The organism is Halobacteriovorax sp. RT-1-1 (assembly GCF_047085455.1).
Taxonomy (GTDB): Bacteria; Bdellovibrionota; Bacteriovoracia; order Bacteriovoracales; family Bacteriovoracaceae; genus Halobacteriovorax_A.
The window spans coordinates 986,285-1,007,437 of sequence record NZ_JBKIXZ010000002.1 but is presented as its reverse complement, the minus strand read 5'-3'; the positions used below and the strand labels follow the sequence as shown (position 1 = coordinate 1,007,437).

Here is a 21,153-nt window from a genome sequence, read left to right as displayed (position 1 = left end):
ATAATTACAGATGCTTAGCAACATGCACACAAGGAAAAATATGCAATTTAAAGAAAATGAATTGGTTTTAGGGACAATTATTGAACGCTACAAACGATTTTTATTAGATTTTAAATTAGATAATGCCTTTAAAGAGTATAGTTGTGAACAAACTCTAACGGCCCACCTTGCAAATACAGGAAGCATGAAAACATGTTGGGAGCCAGATTGGAAAGTTCTAATGACCCACTCTGATGACCCAAAGAGAAAGCTTAAATTCTCTGCTCAGATGATTTCGAATGGGGATTCTTGGATTATGGTAAATACAGGCCTTACAAATAAGCTTGTTCAGGAAGGTCTAGAACTTGGAAAATTCGAAGAACTTAGAGGGTATGATTTTTTCAAGAGTGAAGTAAAAATTGGTAAAAGTAGAATTGATTTTCTCTTAAGCAATAAAGAGATCGATAAGAAAGATTTAAAACTTGAGGATCCTAGTTTTAAGTACAATTTTGTTGAAGTAAAGAATGTTACTTTAAAAGTTGGCGACCAGGCCCAATTCCCGGATGCCGTCTCAACCAGAGGCCAAAAGCATCTTGAAGAACTTATGGCAATTAAGGAGCAAGGTCATGAGGCCACAATGCTCTATATTGTTTCTCGTGAAGATGTTAAGAGCTTTAATGTGAGTGATATTGATACAGAATATAAAAGACTTCTTATCAAGGCCAAAGAAGCTGGAGTACAGATTCTTGCCTACCAACTAAATATGAATGAGAAAGAAATCACTGTCGCAAAAAAACTTAAGATTGTTTTATAGGCTTGTCGATTCGAACTTCTCGATATGATTTGCAAGCTGTGAATACACTCGACTCTCATTAGGAATCTTTGTTAAAAGATGATTAAACTTTTGAAGATTATCTTTATTGATGAAACGATATAGCTCTCTTGTAATAAGTGAGTTTTCATTGCTAGCGTTTGAAGCTAGTGTTGTCACTATTTGATCGCTTACCTTATCTTTAAAATCATCTGACTTTGCATATTTTTCAAGCTCTAAAATAATAAGAGAATGAAGATCCTTACCGTAAACACCTTGTGAAAGTTTAACTAAGGCATTTAATGATCTTAGATCACTCTTTTGCGTACTTAAAAGTAAAACTAAGTTCTTCTTTAATTCTTCATTTGAAAGATCGATAAAATCTAGTGCTGTCGTAATAATTGAGTGAGAACGAAAGCCTCTTTTTGACGTAAAGTTATATAGCTGATTAATATTTTGATTAATCTTCGCTGTAATATAATCCCCATACCTATCATAATTTTCAGAAACTTCATCACTTGTGAAGTATTCCTGACAGATACTTCTCATACAACCCTTAAGTTTTGATAACGACTCCTCGTAAGACTTGTAGATATGCATATCCTCAACTCTTCTCTTTTTTAGTTCACGGGCCGTAACATCATCAGATAAAGATGCAATTGAACGTTTAACAAAGTCAGGTGAACGATTAACATGCTTGTATGGATTTGCACCACTACCAAGCTCTTGTTTAAGAGTACTCTCAATATCACTACTAGTGAAAAAGACAAATGCGCCTAATGATGCAATTACGACAGTATGAACTAAGCCTTTAATCATTTCTTTCCTTAAATGTTTAACCAACCTTTTTACTCGTTTCGGTTAATATTAGGAAAAGATTAAGTTTTAGTTTTTATTTATACATAATTTTAATAGGTTATATTTGGGATTTTTTTTGATAATGATCAATTAGTTGTTCAACACAATTAAATCCCTTTATGGACATATCATTTATTATTGATCGATTAATATCTTGGAGAAGCTTAGGCCCTTGGAAAATAAAGGCCGAATAGATCTGCAAACACCTTCCACCATCACGCCAATAATCAACAATATCTTCATACGAAGAAAAACCTCCAACCCCGATGAACTCTAAATGAGGAAAATCCTTCATCTTATCAAGACATGTCTTACGGACCCTACGTGCTTTGGCCAGAAGCAGTTTTCCAGAAACACCTCCTACCCCACGCTCTTGCATTATAGTCGTATTTGTTGCAATGATACCAGTTAGTCTATAGTCACTTGCGACTTTGATAATACTTTCAATTTCATCTTCTTCAATATCTGGTGAAATTTTTAAATAGAGATCGGCCTCACCGTCTTTACGCTCTAAAGCAGCAAAGATCTTCTCTAAGGATTCACGAGTTTGATGCGAACGAAGTCCCGGAGTATTTGGCGAGGAAACATTTATAACGATATAATCAGCAAGATCTTTAAAATCTTGATAAAGACTCGCATAGTCTTCATATGCTAGATTATCAGGTGTATCCTTATTCTTTCCAATATTCACACCTAATGGAATTGAACGCTTTGCTAAGCGTACTTGATTCTTAAGAAACTCTCCACCTTCATTATTAAAGCCCATGCAGTTACGAATAGACTCTTCTTCAATATAACGAAATAGTCTTGGCCTAGGATTTCCACCCTGGGGCCTTGGTGTTACAGTTCCAACCTCAATAGCACCAAAACCAAGATTAGAAAGAAATTCGTATCCACGACAATTTTTATCAAGTCCAGCAGCAAGCCCAACAGGTGTTGCCCACGTTAACTTACCAATTCTTAATTTTAAACTATCAGAGCGATAACTCGGATAGACCTCAGAAAGGACAGGGAATCTCTCCATGAAATCGATTGTAAGATCATGAGCATCTTCGGCGTCTAACTTGAATAAGAAGTTACGGGCAAGAGAATAAATCATTAGTACAACTTAACAAAGTCACCTTCGTGAACAGAGCCTCCGGAGTGTAAGATACCGATTGAAGCATCTGCTCCAATAAAGTCGATAATCTCAATAGTCCCTTTGACTTCTCCCTTGGAAACACCAATAAGGGCCCCAGTTTCAGGATCATAGATATCAACACCTTCAGTTACAACTTTTAAAACATCACCGATATTAAGTCCTGAGTCACGGCCAGCATTGATATAGATATTATTTCCAATAATTTTTGCAACACGTCCGATCCACTCTAGCTTTTGAGCAGTATCAAGAATTCTTGGAATTGATTTTCTAACAGAAACTTTTGTTACATAGCGAAGAAGATCTTGGCGGTACTTTGTTTGTGAATCGCGATCAGACTTAAAGAAGCGGTAGCTGCTATCGTCTGCATAACCATCAAGAGTATCAGTATAGATTTCTTTATTAGAGTTAACGTCATAGATTCTAATCTCGACTTTTGCTTCACTATAGCTTTTTGTGCTTCTAACAAAACCTACTTCATCAGACTTTTCTCTAACTCTTGCTTCGATAATTCGACCAAAAATAACAAAGTTTACACCTTCTCCTTTTGCCTTTCTTGTCATCTGAACAAGCTTTGATCCACCTTGTGAGTAAACCTGCTTCGAAGAACCAAATAATCTAGCTGACATTGGGTCAACAATGAATTGTCCCGTCTTTTGAAGCTCACGGCGAAGCTCTTCTGTTGCGATAACACCTAAATCTTGGCCACCAAATGGAGATTCATTAAAGAAAGTTAGAAGTGCAACCTTCTTTTTAACGCCTGTAAAATGTTGACGCTGAGTCGTTCTCTCTTTTCTTCCGTGATAATCTCTTTTTTGTGGTGGTACTAAAAGAGAACACGATGTTGTAACTAAAACTAAAATTGGTAATAAAAACTTAATCATAGACTTTTTGCCTTAGCTGCTTCCTTATCTTCCTTAATAACTTTTCCACTCTCACCAGCATGAATAATATTAAAAACAAATGGAAGGTTTTCATCTCTTTTAATCGAAGCTTGCTCTGATAATTTTGTATTAGAAAACTTCTTCAAGACATCCATTGCCTTATCTTTATCACCAGAGAAAGTGATACTAATATTGACTACATTTTGAAGAGTCGAAGTAATTTGTGGATCAAAGAAGTAAACAACACCTTCTTCTTTTAACATTCCAGCAAAATCAAATGCCTCATTAATATTATGAGTATTTCTTAATACGATATCAAAAGAGTTCTTTACAGATACTTTCTCCTTAATCGTTCTCTTTAATCCCTTCATTTCTGAGATTGGCAGCTGATAAACAAAGCTTGCAATATCAGAGCTCTGCTTGTGTGGATCAACTGTCGAATACTGTTGTCCTTTGGCCTCAAAATCTTTGAAGTTTACAATCGTACCATCTCTTAAATCAGTAAGAACTAATCCACCAAATGTCTGTATATTAATTTGCTTTTGCTTTTCGTCTTTAAACTCTTTTTCAAGTACGATATCAAGAGTTAGCATAAGTGAATTTCTAAGCTCTTCCTGACGAGTACCAAGAATCTCTCCTTCATTTGAACGAAGGACAACAAGAGGCTTCTTTAGGTGTTCGAAAATTTCTTGTCTTGTTGATGGATTAACAACTTCAATCCCTTCAAGAAAGACACCACCAACACTCTCTCCTAACTCTTTAAGCCAGTGATCTTCGACAACATCTGTAAATTTCGACTGAGAACTTACACCAACTTCTTCCCAAGTTAGATCCTTAAGCTTGTAATTGATATTTAGATAAAGTTTTGTAAAGTTACGTGTTTTACCTTGTCCAATATAGCGATAGTAAATTTCAGAAACTAACTTACGATTAACTTTTGCATCGATATTATAATAGTGTGTATCTGCTCGTGATAAAGACTTCGACATCTTCTTTACTGTGTATGAAGAAATAATAGAGTTAAATCCACCAAAAGAAGCGCGTGCCTTTAGTCTCTTGCTACGAATTCCCCTTTGGTATCTTTCAAGAGCACTCCCCGTTAGAGTTACAGGGTTGCCTTCAGCATCAACTGCACCAGTTTCACGATCGTAATTTTCTTTAATTGGCGCAAAGTATTCATCAAATTGTGTTTCGTAATTTTGCCAAAAAGTCTTTGTATCAAGACCTAGCTTTTCAAGCTCAGAATCAAGAACGTTGCGAACCGTGTTGGCATAGAGTTGCTCTTTAATAAAAGATAAAGAGTCACCAGGTTTTGAGGTGAACTGTCCCCTTGCACTTACTGATGCTGCAAGAGTATTGGTCGCTAATAATAGCAATAATATTAGTTTCTTCATTATCCATCCCTAGATTAAAAAATATCTTTAAGTATTTTACCCTACATCGCTGATTTTTCCATCAATAATAAACTTCACCGCATCAGCATCAAAAATCTCATTAATTTTTGCTGCCATTTGTGGTGTTGGGTTTACCAGATAGTCATTTCCAAGTGGCATTCTTGCTCTACCTGAATCATGTTCAAAAATAATATGTAGTGGAACTGTTCCTCTGTGACCTAAAATCGTCTGCTTAAGACGGTTCAGACGTCCCTCATTTAGAGATGTCATTGGAACATTCAAACGAACAGAAGATACCCTTTCCTCCGCCTGCTCCTTGAGCTTTTGAATCTTTGAAGGGAAGAATTTTCGCGGTTCCTCGGCCAAATTTACCTGTCCAGTCATAATGATTGGGTCATCAGTAGCAAGGATCTCTTCGTATTGAACGAATGTTTTTGGAAAAATGATACATTCAATTTTACCTGACAAATCTTCTAGGGTAGCAAAACACATGCGATCCCCTTTCTTCGTCATGATATTTTTTCTCTCAACGATCATCCCCGCAAGAACCATATCTCTCTTTGAAGTTCCATCGATATCTTGGATTTGTCCAATTGGCATCGAGGCCATTTGTTCAATAACACCTTGGTAACGATCTAGCGGGTGACCTGAAACATAAACCCCAATTAGCTCTGCTTCATATAAAAGTTTTTCACGGTCATCCCAGTCAGCAACAAATTGAATATCAAGCTGATTAGCACCAGTATCTTCTGTTGCCTCGGCCATATCAAAGAGATTCGTTTGTCCCATCTCTTTTTCTCTTTGGCGCTTTTGCGCGTAGGCCACAACCATTTCCATATTCTCAAGCATTGTTCGACGATTAAGATTTGTTTCACAACCATCAAAAGCACCTACGCGAATAAGTGATTCAATAACTCGCTTGTTAACATTCTTAAGATTTACTCTTTCACAGAAGTCGATGAAGCCAACGAATGGGCCATTCTCCGTTCTTTCACGGATCATCTCTTCAACACCACCTTCACCAACACCTTTAATGGCACCCATACCAAAGCGTAGGTTTCCATCAACAACGTTAAATAGCCAAAGCGACTCATTCACACAAGGAGCAAGAACTTGAATATCATGATTTCTTGCATCGTTAATGATTGTTGTGATCTTATCTGTATTTGAAAGTTCCGTACTCAGGAGTCCTGCATAGAACTCTGGCGGATAATAAGTTTTTAAGTATGCTGTTTGATACGCAATATATGAGTAGGCAACGGCGTGAGACTTGTTGAAACCATATTCCGCAAATTTCGCCATCTGATCATAGAGAGTCTCAGCAATTTTTAAATCGTAATTTCTCTCTTTTGCACCATCGAGGAAGATCTGCTTGTGTCTTTCCATCTCCGAAATTTTCTTTTTCCCCATCGCCTTACGAAGCATATCCGCTTGACCAAGAGAATATCCAGCAATAATACGGGCGATGTTCATAACCTGCTCTTGGTAGATAATGATTCCGTATGTATCGTTTAGGATTGGCTTAAGAGATTCGAATGGATAACTTTCTTCTTTGCGCCCGTGCTTGATTTCAACGAATTCATCGTGCATTCCCGATCCCATAGGACCTGGACGATAAAGAGCGTTGATGGCCGTAATATCATCGAGAGTATCCGGTGAAATACGACGACAAAGATCCTGCATCCCAGAAGATTCCAGCTGGAAAACACCAATTGTATCCCCTTCAGAAACCAGGTCATATACTTTCTTATCTTCGTAATCGATTGCTTCAATATCAAAATTTGGATCGTAGTCACGCTTAATAAAATCAGAAGCGTAATCAATTACCGTTAGAGTTTTAAGTCCAAGGAAGTCGAATTTTACAAGTCCAATTAGCTCAGAGAAGTCCTTATCAAATTGAACAACCTTTTCACCTTTTGCCCCTTTAAAAAGTGGACAATAGTTTACAAGCGGTTCAGAGGTAATGATTACTCCGGCCGCGTGAATACCAGCGTGGCGATAAAGTCCTTCAAGCCTTTTTGAAATAGTGAAGATTTGGCGAATCTTAGGATCAGTTTCAATAAGCTCCTGAAGCTTCGGCTCCATTTCAATTGCTTTATCTAATGTGATTCCAATTTCATCAGGAATCAGTTTTGATATCATATTGGCTTCAGCAAATGTTAAGTCATAAACACGAGCAACGTCTTTTACAACGGCCTTGGCCTGAAGCTTACCAAAAGTGATAATCTGCCCTACCTTATCTTCACCGTACTTTTGCGTTACGTACTCAATAACTCGCTGACGTCCCGCCTGGCAGAAGTCGACGTCAAAGTCTGGCATCGAGATACGCTCAGGGTTAATGAAGCGCTCAAAAAGTAGGTTGTATGGTAGAGGGTTAATATTGGTAATTGTTAAAGCATAAGCAACAAGAGAACCAGCTCCAGAACCACGTCCAGGACCTACCGGAATCCCATTATCTTTTGACCACTGAATGAAGTCAGCAACGATAAGGAAGTATCCAACGAATCCCATCTGCTTAATAAGATCCATCTCATATTGAAGACGCTCGTAATACTTTGGTTTCTGCTCTTCCCAATCCGGTTGGTTAACAATATTTCTAAATTGCGGTCCATCAAAACGTGCTTGAAGACCTTCTTTTGTTACACGATCAAAGTATTCTTCAAGAGTTTCATCTGTATCAATTTCATAGTCTGGAAGATGATAAATTTGATTTCCTTTTTCATCAGTCCACGAAAGTTCAACATTACACTTATCTGCAATTTCAAGAGTGTTATCACAAGCTTCAGGTGCATAGTGAAATGCAGCTCTCATCTCTTCAGGTGACTTGTAATAAAATTCTTGCGACGTCATACGCATTCTATTTTCGTCAGCGTATGTCTTTCCTGTTTGAATACAAAGAAGGACTTCCTGAGCTGTCGCATCCTCAGGTGTCATATAGTGCGAATCATTTGTTGCAACTAGTTTGATATCGTTCTTCTTTGCAAAGTCGATAACTTTCTCGTTTACAATTCTCTGTTCAGGAATTCCATTTTCTTGAATCTCAAGATAGAAGTCATCAGGACCAAAGATATCTCTTAGTTTTTCAATTGCACGAATGGCACGCTCATCTTGTCCAGTAAAGAAGTTATAACCAACCTCACCTTTAAGACATGCTGTCGTACAAATTAGCCCTTCGCTATATTCGCGAAGAAGTTCCACGTCTGCACGTGGCTTATAGTAAAAACCTTCAAGATAAGCTTTTGAAAGGAGCTTACATAAGTTTTGGTAACCAGTATTATTCTTTGCAAGAAGAATCAAATGGTGAATTTGTCTTGAAGACTCTTCAGCATCCTGTGAACTAACACTAGCAGACTTCTTGGCCGCACGACGATCAAAGCGTGACCCAGGTGTGAAGTAAATTTCTGAACCTAGTATTGGTTTTATCCCTGCAGCTTTACAGCGAGTGTAAAAATCAATAGCACCAAACATATTCCCATGGTCAGTTTGTGCAATTGCCGGAACACCTAATTCCTTTGCCTGTGGAATTAAATCCTTTAAACGAATCGCTCCATCCAGTAGTGAATACTGTGTATGTAAGTGAAGGTGTACAAAGCTATCTGGGTGAGTTTCTTTTAGTGATTTCGTTTCGCTAGATTCGACGTTACTATCTTGTTCCATGGAGTCCTCAAAATGTCTTATTTAATCAGTGTGTCGTGCTATTTAAGTATCCCATTTTCAAGGCGTTTTGTCATATTCTTAGAACTTATTTGCTAACCAAATTACAAAGACATAACGCAACGCTTTACCGATATACATCGATAAGAAAACATACGCAGGGCGACAACGAAAGTAGCCGAGTGCTACGGCCAAGGGATCACCAACGATGGGAAGCCATGTCAAAAAAGCAAGGGCCGGCCCAAAGCGCTGAATAAGATTTTGCCAACGTACGATCTGCTCTTTACTAATCTTTAAGTATTTTTCACACCAGCTTATCTTGCCCAAGTGACCAAGATAAAAGCAGCTTACCCCTCCAAGAAAATTGCCAAGGCTTGCGGCCCAGAAAATATCAATTCTTGAAAGTCCTGCTTTTACAGCACCAAATAAGAATGCTTCAGAGCTGAATGGGAGAATAGTTGCGGCGGCAAAGCTTATAAAGAAAAGCCCTACGATGCCATAGCCTTGAATGAATTCCATTATTAATTATTATGATGATTTCTCTACATTTAATCAAAATCTTTTCAACTTTTAACAATACAATTTGAGATAGGTTTAAACAAAAAAGGGATGCATAATGGTTAACTACACTCCACCTATCGAACGCGATAAGGCCCCAAGACAAAGAGAAAAAGAAGAACACTTTACATCAAGCTATAATATTATAAATCGAGTTATCAAAGCTTTCGTTCCACTTCACACAAGTATGGATATGCAAGAAGCTGGCGAATACTTCATAAAACACAATATTACAGGTCTTCCTGTCGTTAATGAGTTTGAAAATATTGTTGGTTTTCTCTCGCAAAAAGACTGCCTCAAATATAGCCTCGATGCAAAATACTACAACCACCCTTCTTCACTCGTTGAACACTATATGAGCGAGAATGTTGTAACCATTCCTTCAAAGTCCAACCTCACCTTCATCGTTGAACTCTTTCTCCACTATCCTTTCCATGCATTTCCTGTTGTAGAGAACGAGAAAGTAGTTGGAATCATTGAAAGAACGACTGTTTTTGAAGTGATTCACAATATGAAAGGAACCAACTGGTAGTCCTGACTACATAAATCTTACTGACATTCAAATGAGCTGTTTACATTTTTGATACAGTTTGTGTACAAATGCGTTCAACTTTGACTTTTAAATCGATACAACACCTCCATTGGAAACGATCTGGGAGGATTCGATGAGAAAGTTATTAGTTTTTATTTGTACATTTTTGGCACTGACAACTAACGCTGAAGTTAGCAAGTGGTGTAAAGATACGAGTTTTATTTTAGAGAACGCAATTGTATCAGGTTTTGAAAGCGTGACTTATGAAGAGGAATTAGAAATCCTTTTAGATGCCTCACACTTTGTTCTAGATAGCACTCCAAAAAAGAACTTCTTCTATTTTTACACAACTCTTGCAAGTGCAATTAAGGGCACTGAAGTTTACGATTCACCTGAACATAAGGTTCTCTTCCTAAGAAGACACTTAAGAGATGCAATTGGTGATCTTAATAAATTTCACGACAGACTTACTAGAAGACTTTGTCTTTGGTGTTATGGAAATCACAGAGAGTATGTTCAAGACATTCTTTCAAGAGGTCTTACAGAGGGCGAAAGATCAAAGAATGATGAAACAGAAATTGCAGTGCTAAATCGTGTAGCAGGACTTGCTATTGAGTTAATCGAAGAAAGTACATTCTCTAGAAATTATGAGTGTGCAAAGAAGAGTTTAACATTTGTTCTTCAAACGAATGATGTATCAAGCAAGAGAAGAAATGTTTTAAGCGCTTATAGAATGATGAGAAATAATGGTTGTAACTAATAAGTTAGAACTAGGGAGAGAGAAATGAAAAGAGTATTAATCGCAGTATTTAGTACTGTCATCTTAAGTACAAATACTTATGCACTTTTTGGTGGTAAAGATAATGGCATCACGGGAATGTATAAAGGTAAAGAGAGTATTTCCTTAAACTACGATGGTGTTAGATTCCTTAACAAATGCTCATTCGATGGAAGGCTTGGCTACAATGCACTTTCACTAGGTGCCGCTGGAGCAGCGTGGTCACTTGGTCCAATTGGGATCATCGGAACATTTATCTTGGTTCAAAGTTACAAGCAATCAGTATGCTTCAACAATAGCTATGTTCGCGAAAATATTTTCAAAGTAAAACTTGAAGCAAAGGTTGTTGAGACAAGTTCAGAAAGAATTACTCTTATGATTTCTTCACAAGACAAGAAAAAGTGTGCAGGTTTCTCAATCAAACTAATCGGTGAGCCCGATGGTTTTGGAGGATATGATCTATTCAAAAACAAAGAATCATACTTAAAAAATGAGGTCTTTGGTACAGCAACTTATGCGCAAAAAGAATTAGATATTGCAATTTCACAAGAGATATCAATGCTAACAAAAGGTCGCAATGGACACAACTGCATATGGGATCTTAAGCACGGATTAAACGTAAACCTAAAGAAATAATATTATAAGGATAAAAAATGAAAAGATTAATCACAGCAATTACCCTACTAACACTCTCTTTAAGTACTCAGGCACTTGGAAAGAAATCAATTGAAGGTGAATATAGTGGAAAGAAAAAGATCTCTTTAACTTACACGGGTTATTTTCAGGCTGATTGTAGCAAGTTTCTTTGTTTTGATTACGAAGACTACTATGGAAAAAGTAAGACTCTAAATATTAAGTTAGATGTTCAGATTACAAAATCAAGTACAGGTAGAATCACTGTTTTACTAAAGTCACAAGACAGAAAGAAATGTGCAGGTTTTGCAATGAGCTTCATCGGTGAAGAAGATGGTTTTGGTGGCTACGATTTATATCGTAACAAGAACGACTATTTACAAAACCTTAATATCGGAACTCTGACTTACCAAAAAGGTAAAGTGAATATTTCAATCCCAGAGAATATGACTCAAAAAACAAAAGGGACAAATAATTACACTTGTATTTGGAACTTAGATTACGGACTTGATTTAAAAGTAAAATAATTGGATATACAAACAAATCACCCATATTTATCAGATAAGCATTGCGTAGATATTTACAACTACGTAAATGCTTCTCTGTACTTAAGAGATACTTGGCTTAAGAAGAAAGAGCTTAACCCAAACTTCTCAATTAGGTCTTGGGCACAAAAACTTGGAATAACTTCCCATTCTCAGCTACACCAAGTTCTAAACGGAAAACGCAATCTTCCTAGTAAGTATATAATGACTATTGCGAGAGATTTAAAACTTGAGGCAGAGGAAGCAGACTATTTTGAAAAACTAGTAAAACTTCAAGCCGCAAAGTCAGAAGAAGAAAAATTATTCTATTTAAACTCAATACAGAGAAATAATGAAACTCTTGAAGTTTATGAAGTAGATAATTACGAGCTGATACGAAATCCTCTTAACTTCTTCATTCTTGAATTATTTTGCTTAATAGATGCTGATCTTACACCAATCAAGATTCAAAAATTACTAATTCATAACTACCCTCTTACAGAAATCAGAAAAAGTGTTGAGCTACTAACAAAGCTTGAAATGTTAATTTTAAAAGATGGTAGTTATCGCAAGGCCCACGAGACAGTCTTCACAGCAAATGATATCCCAAATATTGCCAAGCAAGAATATCACAAGAACATTGCTGAACTCGCAAAAGAAGCAGTTGAAAAACAAGATGTGGAGGACAGAGAGTTCTCTGGCTTTACATTTGGGATTCGCGCCGAAAATCTTCCACAAGCGAAGGAAGAGTTAAGAAAATTCAGAGAGGAATTTTCTCAAAAATTTATCGAAAAGGACTTTGAAGGAAATCAATTATATCACTTAGCAATTAACTTCTTTGCTATTTCAAATAAGGTTGACCAATGAAAGTACTTTTAATTCTAGCACTATCTTTATTAACTTTGACCTCAGCAGCTAAAGAACGTCCTGTTTTACGAGAAGGAGGCTCAGGAGTTGGCAATGGTGGTGATACAATAAGGCTTCGATTTATAAACACAGGAAATGGTATCATCGATTATTATAAAGATGGTTTTAAGTCTATTAGTGAAGTTCTTGTATCTCCTCTTCTACTTAAGGCCCATCTAAATATCAATACGATTAGTACTTCCAATGATATTTTAATCGACAATCTTGGAAATCCAGTTAGCGCGATTGGGGTTCCGGGAAAGATAACTTTATATGTGGGAGATGCCATTCCAGAGCTTCACTGGAATAATATTTTTAAAAACTCTCGCCTTACAAACATTATGGTTCTTCACGAGCTTCTTAGAGCTCAAGGAATTAATGATGATAACTATGTCTACTCGACAAAAGTATTAATAAAGCAAGATATCTTGAGCTTTGGTGACTTTAAAATGAAATGGGCCAAGCAGTCTTTTGACATCGTTGAAAACACTCAGTTGCGTTCATTTAATTCACGCTCGATAAAAGAAGAGCTTGCATATTTCAAGCAAGGAAATTTATCACTTGAGAAATATAATACAATTGCACTTGCACCTTTAATTAATTTAAATCTAAATTTATCGAACGAACTTTATGTGGATTCGAAAGAACTTAATCGCCTAAAAACCTTAAGGGCAGATTATAAAATGTTAAGAGATATCATCCCAATGATTGATAAACTCTCTTATGATCAAATCCGAGGTAATCCAAATTATGCATTACTTAATAAACTAACATTAATACTTCTACGTGACTTCTTCTTTAAAATTAGAATGACGAATTTTGAACTAACAGAGGAGAATAGCTATATCATTTCAGATTACACGAGTAATCTTTTAAGTGCGATCAGTTTTGCCTCTGAAGACTGGATGATTTGTACAGGTATTGAACAAAGCCTTGCAACTCTATCAAATAGCTCACTAGTATTTGATAGTAATGACCTTAAAATGATGATTTCAGCTACAATTACCCTGCTAAACGATAGTAAATGCTATTAGTTTTCAATAACTTAGTATCTGTAAATATTGCAGATACTAAGCTCTTTTCTTGAACACGACCACAACTTCTGCGAATATACGCCATAAAAAGTATTTTCGTTAGAAATAGAAAAGAGAAACCATGGTTTTTAATCGTAAGAAAAAATCACCTAAAAACAAGGAACAGCTCGAGTTTAACTTTGAGCTTCCGCGCGAAAACGATCGCAATTTCCACCTTGGTGGAAAGTCTTTCTATTTCTTCGATTTCGACGACAATGTCGTTTTCCTTTCAACTCCAATCATTATCTTTCACAATGAGACAGGCGAAGAGAAGCTTCTTTCTTCTCACGAATTTGCTGCTCATAATAAGATCATTGGAAAAGAAGGACCTTACGCAAATTATCACATGGATTTCGATGATGAGACGGGAACTTTTAGAAATTTCCGCGATTCAGATCTTTCGCTTACTCAACGACTAACCGGAAGAAAGCAATCACTTATCACAGATATCCAGGATGCACTTGAAAGAAGTGATTCAACTTGGAAAGCTCCGAGCTGGAATCACTTCTATCATGCAACTTATAATCAAAGACCAGTTTCAATTATTACAGCTCGTGGTCACAGAGAAGATACAATTAAGCAAGGGATCGAAGTTATCTATAACGAAGGTCACCTACCAAATATGCCAAACTTTCACACTGTCTATGCTGTTTCAAATCCAGAAACTCGTGTACGACTTGGTGGACGTGATGAGGATTATAATGTGCCTGAACTTAAGTACAAGGCCATTATCGAATCAGTTGAACTTGCTATTCAAAAATACGGATACTCAGATTATCACCGCTTTGGAATGAGTGATGATGATGCTGGAAATATCGATCTCATTACAGATGCGATGAAAGAGCTAAAAGCAAAATTTCCACGTATGTCTTTCTTCGTTATTCAAACTTATGACAATGGCTTTGAAAAACGCGAAGTTCATGAGCACTCTGTTGAGACAATTTTCTCTAAGCATGAATCACGCCTTGATCAGCTTAACCTTTTTGCACAGTAATAAAAATAAAGCTGAACACTACCTAGGCAATTATTAAAAAAGTATTTTCAAATATTAAAATCCAGTAAGATTTCGATATGGAAAAGAAATTCATCAAACAAGTCTTTGCAACATTCTTTATCTTCTTATTCTCGGCCCTCATGTCTAATGCATTCAGTAAGGACCTTTTAAAGTTAATTCAGTAACTTAAGTCGACAAAAATCTAACACTTTCTAACTATTGAGCACAATATTTTGCGTTGATAGCATTTCTTCACTAGAATTTCCTATTAATTAACTTAGGGGTAAGGAGTTCAAATGAAAAAGATCGCAAAAATCACGTTAGCATTACTTTTGGCATCTTCTGCCCTGTCAATGGATTGTATCGGTTCAAAAAGATATTTGGACGACAGAGGACAGTCTCAACTTAAAGAAATCAAACTAGAAAATGCATTTGAGTATACTGATGCAAAAATTCACGCAGATATCGACGAAGCCTACTTCGTTTTCACAAAGTACGATAAGGAACAATTTGTCGCTAAGATTACATTTGGTCCTGATTACACGAAAGGAATTGTTTCAACAGCAACCTTTGATCAAAATAATCGTTTTGAGCTAGCAAGCGTAAATGGGGCAACTGTTTATAAGCTTGTTTGTACTCAGTAAGGTACACGCCACCTTTACGAGATTTAAATAAGTTATCGAATAATTTAAGTCGAAGAAAAGAAAACTGAAGCTAATAACTAATGTCTTGTTAAATTAACTAATATATTTAGAGCTAGAAATTAGTCTTACTTAAAAATAGTTGGCCAAAGTAGACCTATGTTCGTTTTATTGAATAATATAAATTTTTAAGTATTTAAAATCTCGAAAAGGTGGCGCGTACCGTAGACCGTTGCTTAATTAATCACTTCGTGATTAATTGGCGCTGGTTGGGTGGCACTACTATTCGAAGGCTTTCCCATTGCGCCTGAGGCACATCCTGCAGCAAAAGTCCCCCCAAGGGGAGTTTTGAAGCAGAGATGGATGTGATTCAAGAAAGCAAACCGCAGGTGCGGCTTTCGGTCAAATGCGACATCTTTCCCATTGCGCCTGAGGCAACAGTCAGCTCCGGCTCCTGCCTCTCGCTGACATACAGTTCATCCTGAACATAAAGGCCGACATAAACGTCGGCCTGTTGAAGTATTGATTCATTCCAGATGATGGGGCGCTATAGCCGCGTCAAATCTTGGCTTTGCCAAGATGACCGCGGCTATTCCCATTCAATAGTGCCAGGAGGTTTAGACGTGATGTCATAAACCACACGAGTGATACCCTTAACCTCATTAGTGATGCGATTTGAAACACGAGATAAGAAAGCGTGTGGCATATCTGTCCACGTCGCAGTCATCCCATCACTTGAGTTAACCATGCGAAGACAAATAACTTCTTCGTAGGCACGGCCATCACCTTTTACTCCAACTGTTTTTACAGGAAGTAAAACAGTCAGTGCCTGCCAAGTTGATTCATAGAGATTGTGCTTATGTAATTCTTCAAAAAGAATTTGATCACTTTGTTGTACCTGGGCAATACGAGTTTCAGTTAATTCACCAAGAACGCGAATTCCGATTCCTGGCCCAGGGAATGGATGACGGTGAACCCAACTATGTTCAAGACCAAGCTCTTCTCCCATCTTTCTCACTTCGTCTTTAAATAGGTAACGAAGAGGCTCAAGAAGTTTTAAATTCATTCTCTCAGGAAGTCCTCCAACATTGTGGTGAGACTTAATCGTTACTGACTTTCCATCTTCTTCATGGGGAGAGATTGATTCAATGACATCTGGATATAAAGTACCTTGTAGAAGGTATTCAAAATTAATGCCGTGATTTTCTTGGTATTCTTTTACTTTCATTTCAAAGATATCAATGAAAGTTTTTCCAATGGCCTTACGCTTATCTTCCGGATCAGACTTACCTTCTAAGTTTGCCATAAACTCGGCCTTAACGTCGATCACTTCAATATTAAGCTGAGTTTTCTCTTTTAATGTTTCAATATGCTGGTAATCTTGTGGACGTAGAAGTCCGTGGTCAACAAAGAAGCAGTATAGATTATCACCGATTACTTCGTGTGAAAGTTGAGCTGCAACAAGTGAGTCTACACCACCAGAGAAAGCACATAGAACTTTTGATTTTTCAATTCCACGCACAAGCTCTTTGGCCTCTTCAAGCATCTCAGTCGCATCCCAATCTTTTTCAAGCTTTGCGATATCTTTAAAGAAATGATTTAAAATATCCTTTCCATGTTCACTATGTTCAACTTCAGGGTGAAATTGTAATCCCATCATTGGACGTGTTGTATGCTCAATTGCAGAAACAAGACCATTTCCTGATTCCATGACAAGATTAAAATTTTCAGGAAGTTTTGAGATATGATCAGAGTGAGACATCCAAACATTTACTTCTTCAGGAACTCCATCCATTTTGAATCCATTTATTAAATGAATCTTAGCATGACCGTATTCACCGATTGTTCCCTTCTCAACAACACCACCAAAGTACTTCCCCATTAGCTGCATTCCGTAGCACACACCTAGGATAGGAAGTTTCTCATTTTCAAAAACAAAATCATAATTTGTTTCATCTTCAAAAACTGATTGTGGGCCACCAGAAAGAACAAGAGCGTTAGGCTTCTTTCCTTCGCTAAATAATTCACGCGCTTTTTTTACAGTGATGATCTCACTAGAGTAACCGAGCTCACGTGATTTTCTTGTAATTAATTGTGTGTACTGTGAACCAAAGTCCACGATCCATATTTGTCTTGCACTCATATTTTATTATTCCTATTTTTTATTTTTCAATTTGATAGTTTGGCGCTTCTTTCGTAATCATGATGTCATGTGGATGACTCTCTTTAAGTGAAGCTGCCGTAATCTTTACGAATTGGGCCTTCTCTTGCATTTCGACAATTGTTGAAGCACCGATATAGCCCATACCACTTCTAATACCACCATTTAATTGGTAGATATTTGAAGCAAGGCTTCCTCTATATGGAACTTGCCCTTCAATACCTTCTGGAACTAATTTTTGATCATCTACATCACCTTGTCCGTAGCGATCTTTTGAACCAAGCTTCATTGCTCCAAGTGAGCCCATACCACGGTAAACTTTATAAGTACGACCTTGATATAAAACCATCTCTCCAGGTGTTTCATCACACCCTGCAAACATTGAACCAAGCATGACACAACTGGCCCCTGCAGCAAGTGCTTTAACAATATCACCAGAGTATTTAATTCCACCGTCTGCAATAAATGGGATCCCTGCCTTAAAACAAACATCAGCACAATCCATAACTGCAGAAAGTTGAGGAACTCCAATTCCTGCAACAACACGAGTTGTACAAATTGATCCTGGGCCAATTCCTACTTTTACACCATCAACACCAGCATCGATTAGAGCGAGACATGCTTCAGGTGTTGCAATATTTCCTGCGATAATATCAACACTTTGATCTTTAGAAATAAGCCCTCTTACTGTTTTAACCATACCGATGACACCTTTTGAGTGACCATGTGCTGTATCAATAATGATACAATCAACACCAGCAGCAATAAGATGCTTTGCACGCTCAACCTCTTTATCACCTACGCCAATAGCAGCGGCAACTCTAAGACGTCCTAATGCATCCTTGTTCGAGTTAGGAAAGTTGATACGCTTTAAAATATCTTTGATTGTAATTAGACCTTTAAGCTTTCCATCCTTACAAATAATTGGAAGCTTCTCAATTCTATTCTTATGAAGAATTTTCTGGGCCTCATCGAGATCAATCCCCTCCAGAGCTGCAACAAGCTTATCTTTTGGAGTCATGATATCTTTAACTTTTTGATTCAGATTATGTTCGAAACGAATATCACGACTAGTAAGAATTCCTACAAGATAGTTTTCAGAATCAACAACTAAAACCCCTGTAATCTTATTTTTACTCGTCAGCCTTATGACTTCTTCTAAATGCATTTCAGGATTAACTGTAATTGGATTTAGAACAACACCTGACTCGAACTTCTTTACCTTCTCAACTTCCCACGCTTGATCTTCAGGTGACATATTCTTGTGAATAACACCAATACCACCCTGTTGGGCCATAACAATTGCAGTCTTAGACTCTGTTACAGTGTCCATGGCCGCCGAAACGATTGGAATATTTAAAGCAATATTACGAGAAAACTTTGTTTTTAAAGAAACATCTCCAGGCAATACTTCTGAATATCCTGGTTTGATTAAGACATCATCATAAGTAAGGGCCTGAGGAATTTGTGCAATAGACATAAGACTGATCCCATCTAAATAGTTAAAATATAAGCAAATAGTTGCTTATATTTTAACTGAGATCATTTTTTTATAATACCGGGAATTTTTCTTAGTAGGCTTCTTTGTAATCCTGACTATAACTCTCAAGATCATTAATTAGACTGTTTACAGCATCGCTATGCTTTTGTTGACCTAAATACTCTTTTCTCAAAGATGTCTCAAATACATCATTTTTAAATTCTTCATCAACAGGTGAAGGTACAGATGCAGGATTTCTTAAAGACTGAGGCTTCTCTGGCCTAAACTTACGCTCTGGACGTACTCCTTCTTGAGGAGCTTCCCTCTCATACTCACGCTCTTTTTTCATTTGAGTAGGAGCCTTTTCTTCAGAAGCAGGAACCCTAGTATTTGGCCCGTATACATTAACTTCTACATCAGATTTAGTTGTGTAGTCTGGCTTAAATTTCTTAAAAGCTTTCTTCTTAGGTGACTCTTTAGCCATTTCCTTAAGTTTTTCTTCATAGAATTGCTCAAGTCGAGTTGCTCTTGCCCCACCTTCTACTCCAACAGAAGCAATCTCTCGACGAGACTTAACTGTTTGAGATTGTCTGACAACAATTTCACCAGGCTTATTAGAAACCCTCATATCTTCTCTAAGAGTAACAGAAGCTGTCGATCTTTTAGGAGTCTTTGTATATAGCTCTTGCGAGATCTTATTGTCTTTATGCCTTGGTGCTCTAGCAACAAGAGTGCGTTCATTCATCGGTTTAACTGCAGGAAATAAAGAAGTCACTGCTTCATAAGCGCTAGAAGAAATAGGTGTCGGAACTCTTGGAGCACCATTTTCATAATCTTCTTTCACAAAAGAAAAGCGGCCAGGGCCAACCTGTTCTTTCATAAACTCATAAACATTATTATTAATTGTATGAGTACCTGTAATACTTAAAATTTGAGTCTTTCCATTTTCTGGATCATAAGAAGCAATATACTCTCCACTATCGTACGAAATTGTCGCATTAACAGTTTGAAGTTGAAACTTATCATCAGTATTTTCAATAGACTTTACCCAGATATATCCAGACTTAAGCTCAACTATTTTATTAAGCATTGAGACATAACTTGAACCTGAAACATGATACTCGTGATCAAAGTAATCTCTAAAAACAAGTTCAGCGCCTACTTCAGTAAAAATATCGTCAAAGTCATAGATGTAGCTTCCTGCATCTAACTTCTTTGTTTGTTGATTACTAGTTACAAAAACATTCCCCTGCACTCTTGCAACAACGGCCCTTGGAGATTTTGCCGTTTCGGCACCAAGAGCAACTGTAAAAAAAGTCGAGATGAATGCTAAGATTAGCAGACTAGTTCTTTTTATATTTCTGTACGATTTTCTCATAGTGCCCACTTAGGATATTCCATTCAGGAGTGTTTCTATATTTCTTTCTAAATTCTTCAACGACTGCAAAGAATTCGTCTTTACGATTTTGTTTTAAATAACTCATACCTAGCCATAATTTTGCACCTAGGTAGTATTTTGATGTTGGATACTTCTTAGTAAGATAAGTGAAATATTTCTCACTCCAATCATAGTGTTTTCCTGACTCATAACTTGCTACACCTGCTTGAAATAAGAAGTCAGCATCAAGCTCTTTTGAGTTTGGAAAGTTCTTTGTGTATGCATTAAAAAACTGCGCACTCTTTTCATAATTCTTAGAATCAAATTCTTTTTGTGCAATTGAGACCATCTCTTTTGCATCCCACTTATACACATCGTACTTAACGAGGTCGTTACTATCGACGCGTGCGACACTTGCAATTGTTCTCTTTGTATAACTCTCCTTTTTAGGAGCTTTATCTTTTAATTGTGTTTCGAGATAATAATTCTTACTTTCAAGAGTTTTGATTTTGTAATTAGCTTGCATAAGCTTATTGTTCATCTCTTGATTTTCTTTTGATAAAACTAGAATCTTGTCCTCTAACTCGTTAATGGCCTGGGCGCGTTTTTCAAAATGCTCCACATAGCTACACGATGTTAGCGACATCAATGCAAGTCCAAAGAATAAAGAATTAACGGTTTTCACTTTTTTTTCCTCGTTATTAGTACCTCTTCGCTCTTCTTTTCGGATAATGGACTAAAATATTTAGCAAAATTTGCGACTACGTATTTTTAAGG

Annotated in this window: 19 protein-coding genes; 9 read left to right on the top strand and 10 right to left on the bottom strand. The window is 37.0% G+C overall.

Going from position 1 to position 21,153, the window contains the following annotated elements; all coding sequences use genetic code 11:
• The first annotated feature begins 40 nt into the window (after positions 1-40).
• Positions 41-793, top strand: coding sequence for a DNA/RNA nuclease SfsA (sfsA, locus tag ACMAWV_RS15200; protein WP_412470071.1), 753 nt, complete (start codon positions 41-43; stop codon positions 791-793).
• On the opposite strand, the gene ACMAWV_RS15195 is transcribed toward sfsA, so the two are convergent.
• The 6 genes from ACMAWV_RS15195 to ACMAWV_RS15170 form a co-directional block, all read right to left on the bottom strand.
• Positions 788-1,609, bottom strand: coding sequence for a hypothetical protein (locus tag ACMAWV_RS15195; RefSeq protein ID WP_103219090.1), 822 nt, complete (start codon positions 1,607-1,609; stop codon positions 788-790). The genes sfsA and ACMAWV_RS15195 overlap by 6 nt on opposite strands.
• A gap of 97 nt (positions 1,610-1,706) precedes the next feature.
• The gene (locus tag ACMAWV_RS15190) at positions 1,707-2,747 is read right to left on the bottom strand and encodes a quinone-dependent dihydroorotate dehydrogenase (RefSeq protein ID WP_412470072.1); all 1,041 of its coding nucleotides are present in this window, start codon (positions 2,745-2,747) and stop codon (positions 1,707-1,709) included.
• Positions 2,747-3,670 (bottom strand): hypothetical protein, encoded by a 924-nt coding sequence (locus ACMAWV_RS15185; protein WP_412470073.1) that lies wholly within the window; start codon positions 3,668-3,670, stop codon positions 2,747-2,749. Before ACMAWV_RS15185 ends, ACMAWV_RS15190 begins: the two co-directional genes overlap by 1 nt.
• A complete protein-coding gene (locus ACMAWV_RS15180) occupies positions 3,667-5,064 on the bottom strand; it encodes a hypothetical protein (RefSeq protein ID WP_412470074.1) in 1,398 nt (465 codons plus the stop codon). Before ACMAWV_RS15180 ends, ACMAWV_RS15185 begins: the two co-directional genes overlap by 4 nt.
• A gap of 36 nt (positions 5,065-5,100) precedes the next feature.
• Positions 5,101-8,721, bottom strand: a complete 3,621-nt coding sequence (gene dnaE, locus ACMAWV_RS15175; RefSeq protein ID WP_103219177.1) for a DNA polymerase III subunit alpha — start codon at positions 8,719-8,721, stop codon at positions 5,101-5,103.
• Between the two features lie 78 nt (positions 8,722-8,799).
• Positions 8,800-9,237, bottom strand: a complete 438-nt coding sequence (locus tag ACMAWV_RS15170; RefSeq protein ID WP_412470075.1) for a YqaA family protein — start codon at positions 9,235-9,237, stop codon at positions 8,800-8,802.
• Positions 9,238-9,334: 97 nt separating this feature from the next.
• Here ACMAWV_RS15170 and ACMAWV_RS15165 point away from each other — a divergent pair, with 97 nt between their 5' ends.
• From ACMAWV_RS15165 to ACMAWV_RS15130, 8 genes are all read left to right on the top strand, one after another.
• Positions 9,335-9,808 carry a CBS domain-containing protein gene (locus tag ACMAWV_RS15165; protein WP_103219175.1) on the top strand — a complete coding sequence of 158 codons (474 nt, stop codon included), beginning with the start codon at positions 9,335-9,337 and terminating at the stop codon, positions 9,806-9,808.
• A gap of 133 nt (positions 9,809-9,941) precedes the next feature.
• Positions 9,942-10,568, top strand: a complete 627-nt coding sequence (locus tag ACMAWV_RS15160; protein WP_412470076.1) for a hypothetical protein — start codon at positions 9,942-9,944, stop codon at positions 10,566-10,568.
• A gap of 24 nt (positions 10,569-10,592) precedes the next feature.
• A complete protein-coding gene (locus ACMAWV_RS15155; protein WP_103219173.1) occupies positions 10,593-11,222 on the top strand; it encodes a hypothetical protein in 630 nt (209 codons plus the stop codon).
• A 17-nt stretch (positions 11,223-11,239) separates the two neighbouring features.
• Complete coding sequence (locus ACMAWV_RS15150) at positions 11,240-11,746, top strand: hypothetical protein (RefSeq protein WP_412463113.1); 507 nt, start codon at positions 11,240-11,242, stop codon at positions 11,744-11,746.
• Entirely contained in the window at positions 11,747-12,610 is an 864-nt protein-coding gene (locus tag ACMAWV_RS15145; protein WP_412470077.1) for a TIGR02147 family protein, read from the top strand. It begins immediately after the preceding gene.
• Positions 12,607-13,683, top strand: a complete 1,077-nt coding sequence (locus ACMAWV_RS15140; protein WP_412470078.1) for a hypothetical protein — start codon at positions 12,607-12,609, stop codon at positions 13,681-13,683. The genes ACMAWV_RS15145 and ACMAWV_RS15140 overlap by 4 nt, the downstream gene beginning before the upstream one ends.
• Before the next feature lie 121 nt (positions 13,684-13,804).
• Positions 13,805-14,716 (top strand): hypothetical protein, encoded by a 912-nt coding sequence (locus ACMAWV_RS15135; RefSeq protein ID WP_103219169.1) that lies wholly within the window; start codon positions 13,805-13,807, stop codon positions 14,714-14,716.
• Between the two features lie 296 nt (positions 14,717-15,012).
• Entirely contained in the window at positions 15,013-15,360 is a 348-nt protein-coding gene (locus ACMAWV_RS15130) for a hypothetical protein (protein ID WP_103219168.1), read from the top strand.
• A gap of 586 nt (positions 15,361-15,946) precedes the next feature.
• Here ACMAWV_RS15130 and guaA read toward each other — a convergent pair.
• The 4 genes from guaA to ACMAWV_RS15110 all read right to left on the bottom strand — a co-directional run bounded on the left by guaA (position 15,947) and on the right by ACMAWV_RS15110 (position 21,061).
• A complete protein-coding gene (guaA, locus tag ACMAWV_RS15125) occupies positions 15,947-17,500 on the bottom strand; it encodes a glutamine-hydrolyzing GMP synthase (RefSeq protein WP_103219166.1) in 1,554 nt (517 codons plus the stop codon).
• Between the two features lie 19 nt (positions 17,501-17,519).
• Positions 17,520-18,998 (bottom strand): IMP dehydrogenase, encoded by a 1,479-nt coding sequence (gene guaB, locus ACMAWV_RS15120; RefSeq protein ID WP_103219165.1) that lies wholly within the window; start codon positions 18,996-18,998, stop codon positions 17,520-17,522.
• Between the two features lie 91 nt (positions 18,999-19,089).
• Positions 19,090-20,376 carry a hypothetical protein gene (locus ACMAWV_RS15115; RefSeq protein ID WP_103219164.1) on the bottom strand — a complete coding sequence of 429 codons (1,287 nt, stop codon included), beginning with the start codon at positions 20,374-20,376 and terminating at the stop codon, positions 19,090-19,092.
• The gene (locus ACMAWV_RS15110; RefSeq protein ID WP_103219163.1) at positions 20,342-21,061 is read right to left on the bottom strand and encodes a tetratricopeptide repeat protein; all 720 of its coding nucleotides are present in this window, start codon (positions 21,059-21,061) and stop codon (positions 20,342-20,344) included. Before ACMAWV_RS15110 ends, ACMAWV_RS15115 begins: the two co-directional genes overlap by 35 nt.
• Positions 21,062-21,153 lie beyond the last annotated feature (92 nt).

What these genes read in the sequence shown, in the direction of transcription:
- ACMAWV_RS15195 (WP_103219090.1), bottom strand. Translation starts at nt 1,609, where the DNA reads ATGATTAAAGGCTTAGTTCATACTGTCGTAATTGCATCATTAGGCGCA.
- ACMAWV_RS15165 (WP_103219175.1), top strand. Translation starts at nt 9,335, where the DNA reads ATGGTTAACTACACTCCACCTATCGAACGCGATAAGGCCCCAAGACAA.
- ACMAWV_RS15160 (WP_412470076.1), top strand. Translation starts at nt 9,942, where the DNA reads ATGAGAAAGTTATTAGTTTTTATTTGTACATTTTTGGCACTGACAACT.
- sfsA (WP_412470071.1), top strand. Translation starts at nt 41, where the DNA reads ATGCAATTTAAAGAAAATGAATTGGTTTTAGGGACAATTATTGAACGC.
- ACMAWV_RS15170 (WP_412470075.1), bottom strand. Translation starts at nt 9,237, where the DNA reads ATGGAATTCATTCAAGGCTATGGCATCGTAGGGCTTTTCTTTATAAGC.
- ACMAWV_RS15190 (WP_412470072.1), bottom strand. Translation starts at nt 2,747, where the DNA reads ATGATTTATTCTCTTGCCCGTAACTTCTTATTCAAGTTAGACGCCGAA.
- guaB (WP_103219165.1), bottom strand. Translation starts at nt 18,998, where the DNA reads ATGTCTATTGCACAAATTCCTCAGGCCCTTACTTATGATGATGTCTTA.
- ACMAWV_RS15155 (WP_103219173.1), top strand. Translation starts at nt 10,593, where the DNA reads ATGAAAAGAGTATTAATCGCAGTATTTAGTACTGTCATCTTAAGTACA.
- dnaE (WP_103219177.1), bottom strand. Translation starts at nt 8,721, where the DNA reads ATGGAACAAGATAGTAACGTCGAATCTAGCGAAACGAAATCACTAAAA.
- ACMAWV_RS15140 (WP_412470078.1), top strand. Translation starts at nt 12,607, where the DNA reads ATGAAAGTACTTTTAATTCTAGCACTATCTTTATTAACTTTGACCTCA.
- guaA (WP_103219166.1), bottom strand. Translation starts at nt 17,500, where the DNA reads ATGAGTGCAAGACAAATATGGATCGTGGACTTTGGTTCACAGTACACA.
- ACMAWV_RS15185 (WP_412470073.1), bottom strand. Translation starts at nt 3,670, where the DNA reads ATGATTAAGTTTTTATTACCAATTTTAGTTTTAGTTACAACATCGTGT.
- ACMAWV_RS15180 (WP_412470074.1), bottom strand. Translation starts at nt 5,064, where the DNA reads ATGAAGAAACTAATATTATTGCTATTATTAGCGACCAATACTCTTGCA.
- ACMAWV_RS15135 (WP_103219169.1), top strand. Translation starts at nt 13,805, where the DNA reads ATGGTTTTTAATCGTAAGAAAAAATCACCTAAAAACAAGGAACAGCTC.
- ACMAWV_RS15150 (WP_412463113.1), top strand. Translation starts at nt 11,240, where the DNA reads ATGAAAAGATTAATCACAGCAATTACCCTACTAACACTCTCTTTAAGT.
- ACMAWV_RS15115 (WP_103219164.1), bottom strand. Translation starts at nt 20,376, where the DNA reads ATGAGAAAATCGTACAGAAATATAAAAAGAACTAGTCTGCTAATCTTA.
- ACMAWV_RS15130 (WP_103219168.1), top strand. Translation starts at nt 15,013, where the DNA reads ATGAAAAAGATCGCAAAAATCACGTTAGCATTACTTTTGGCATCTTCT.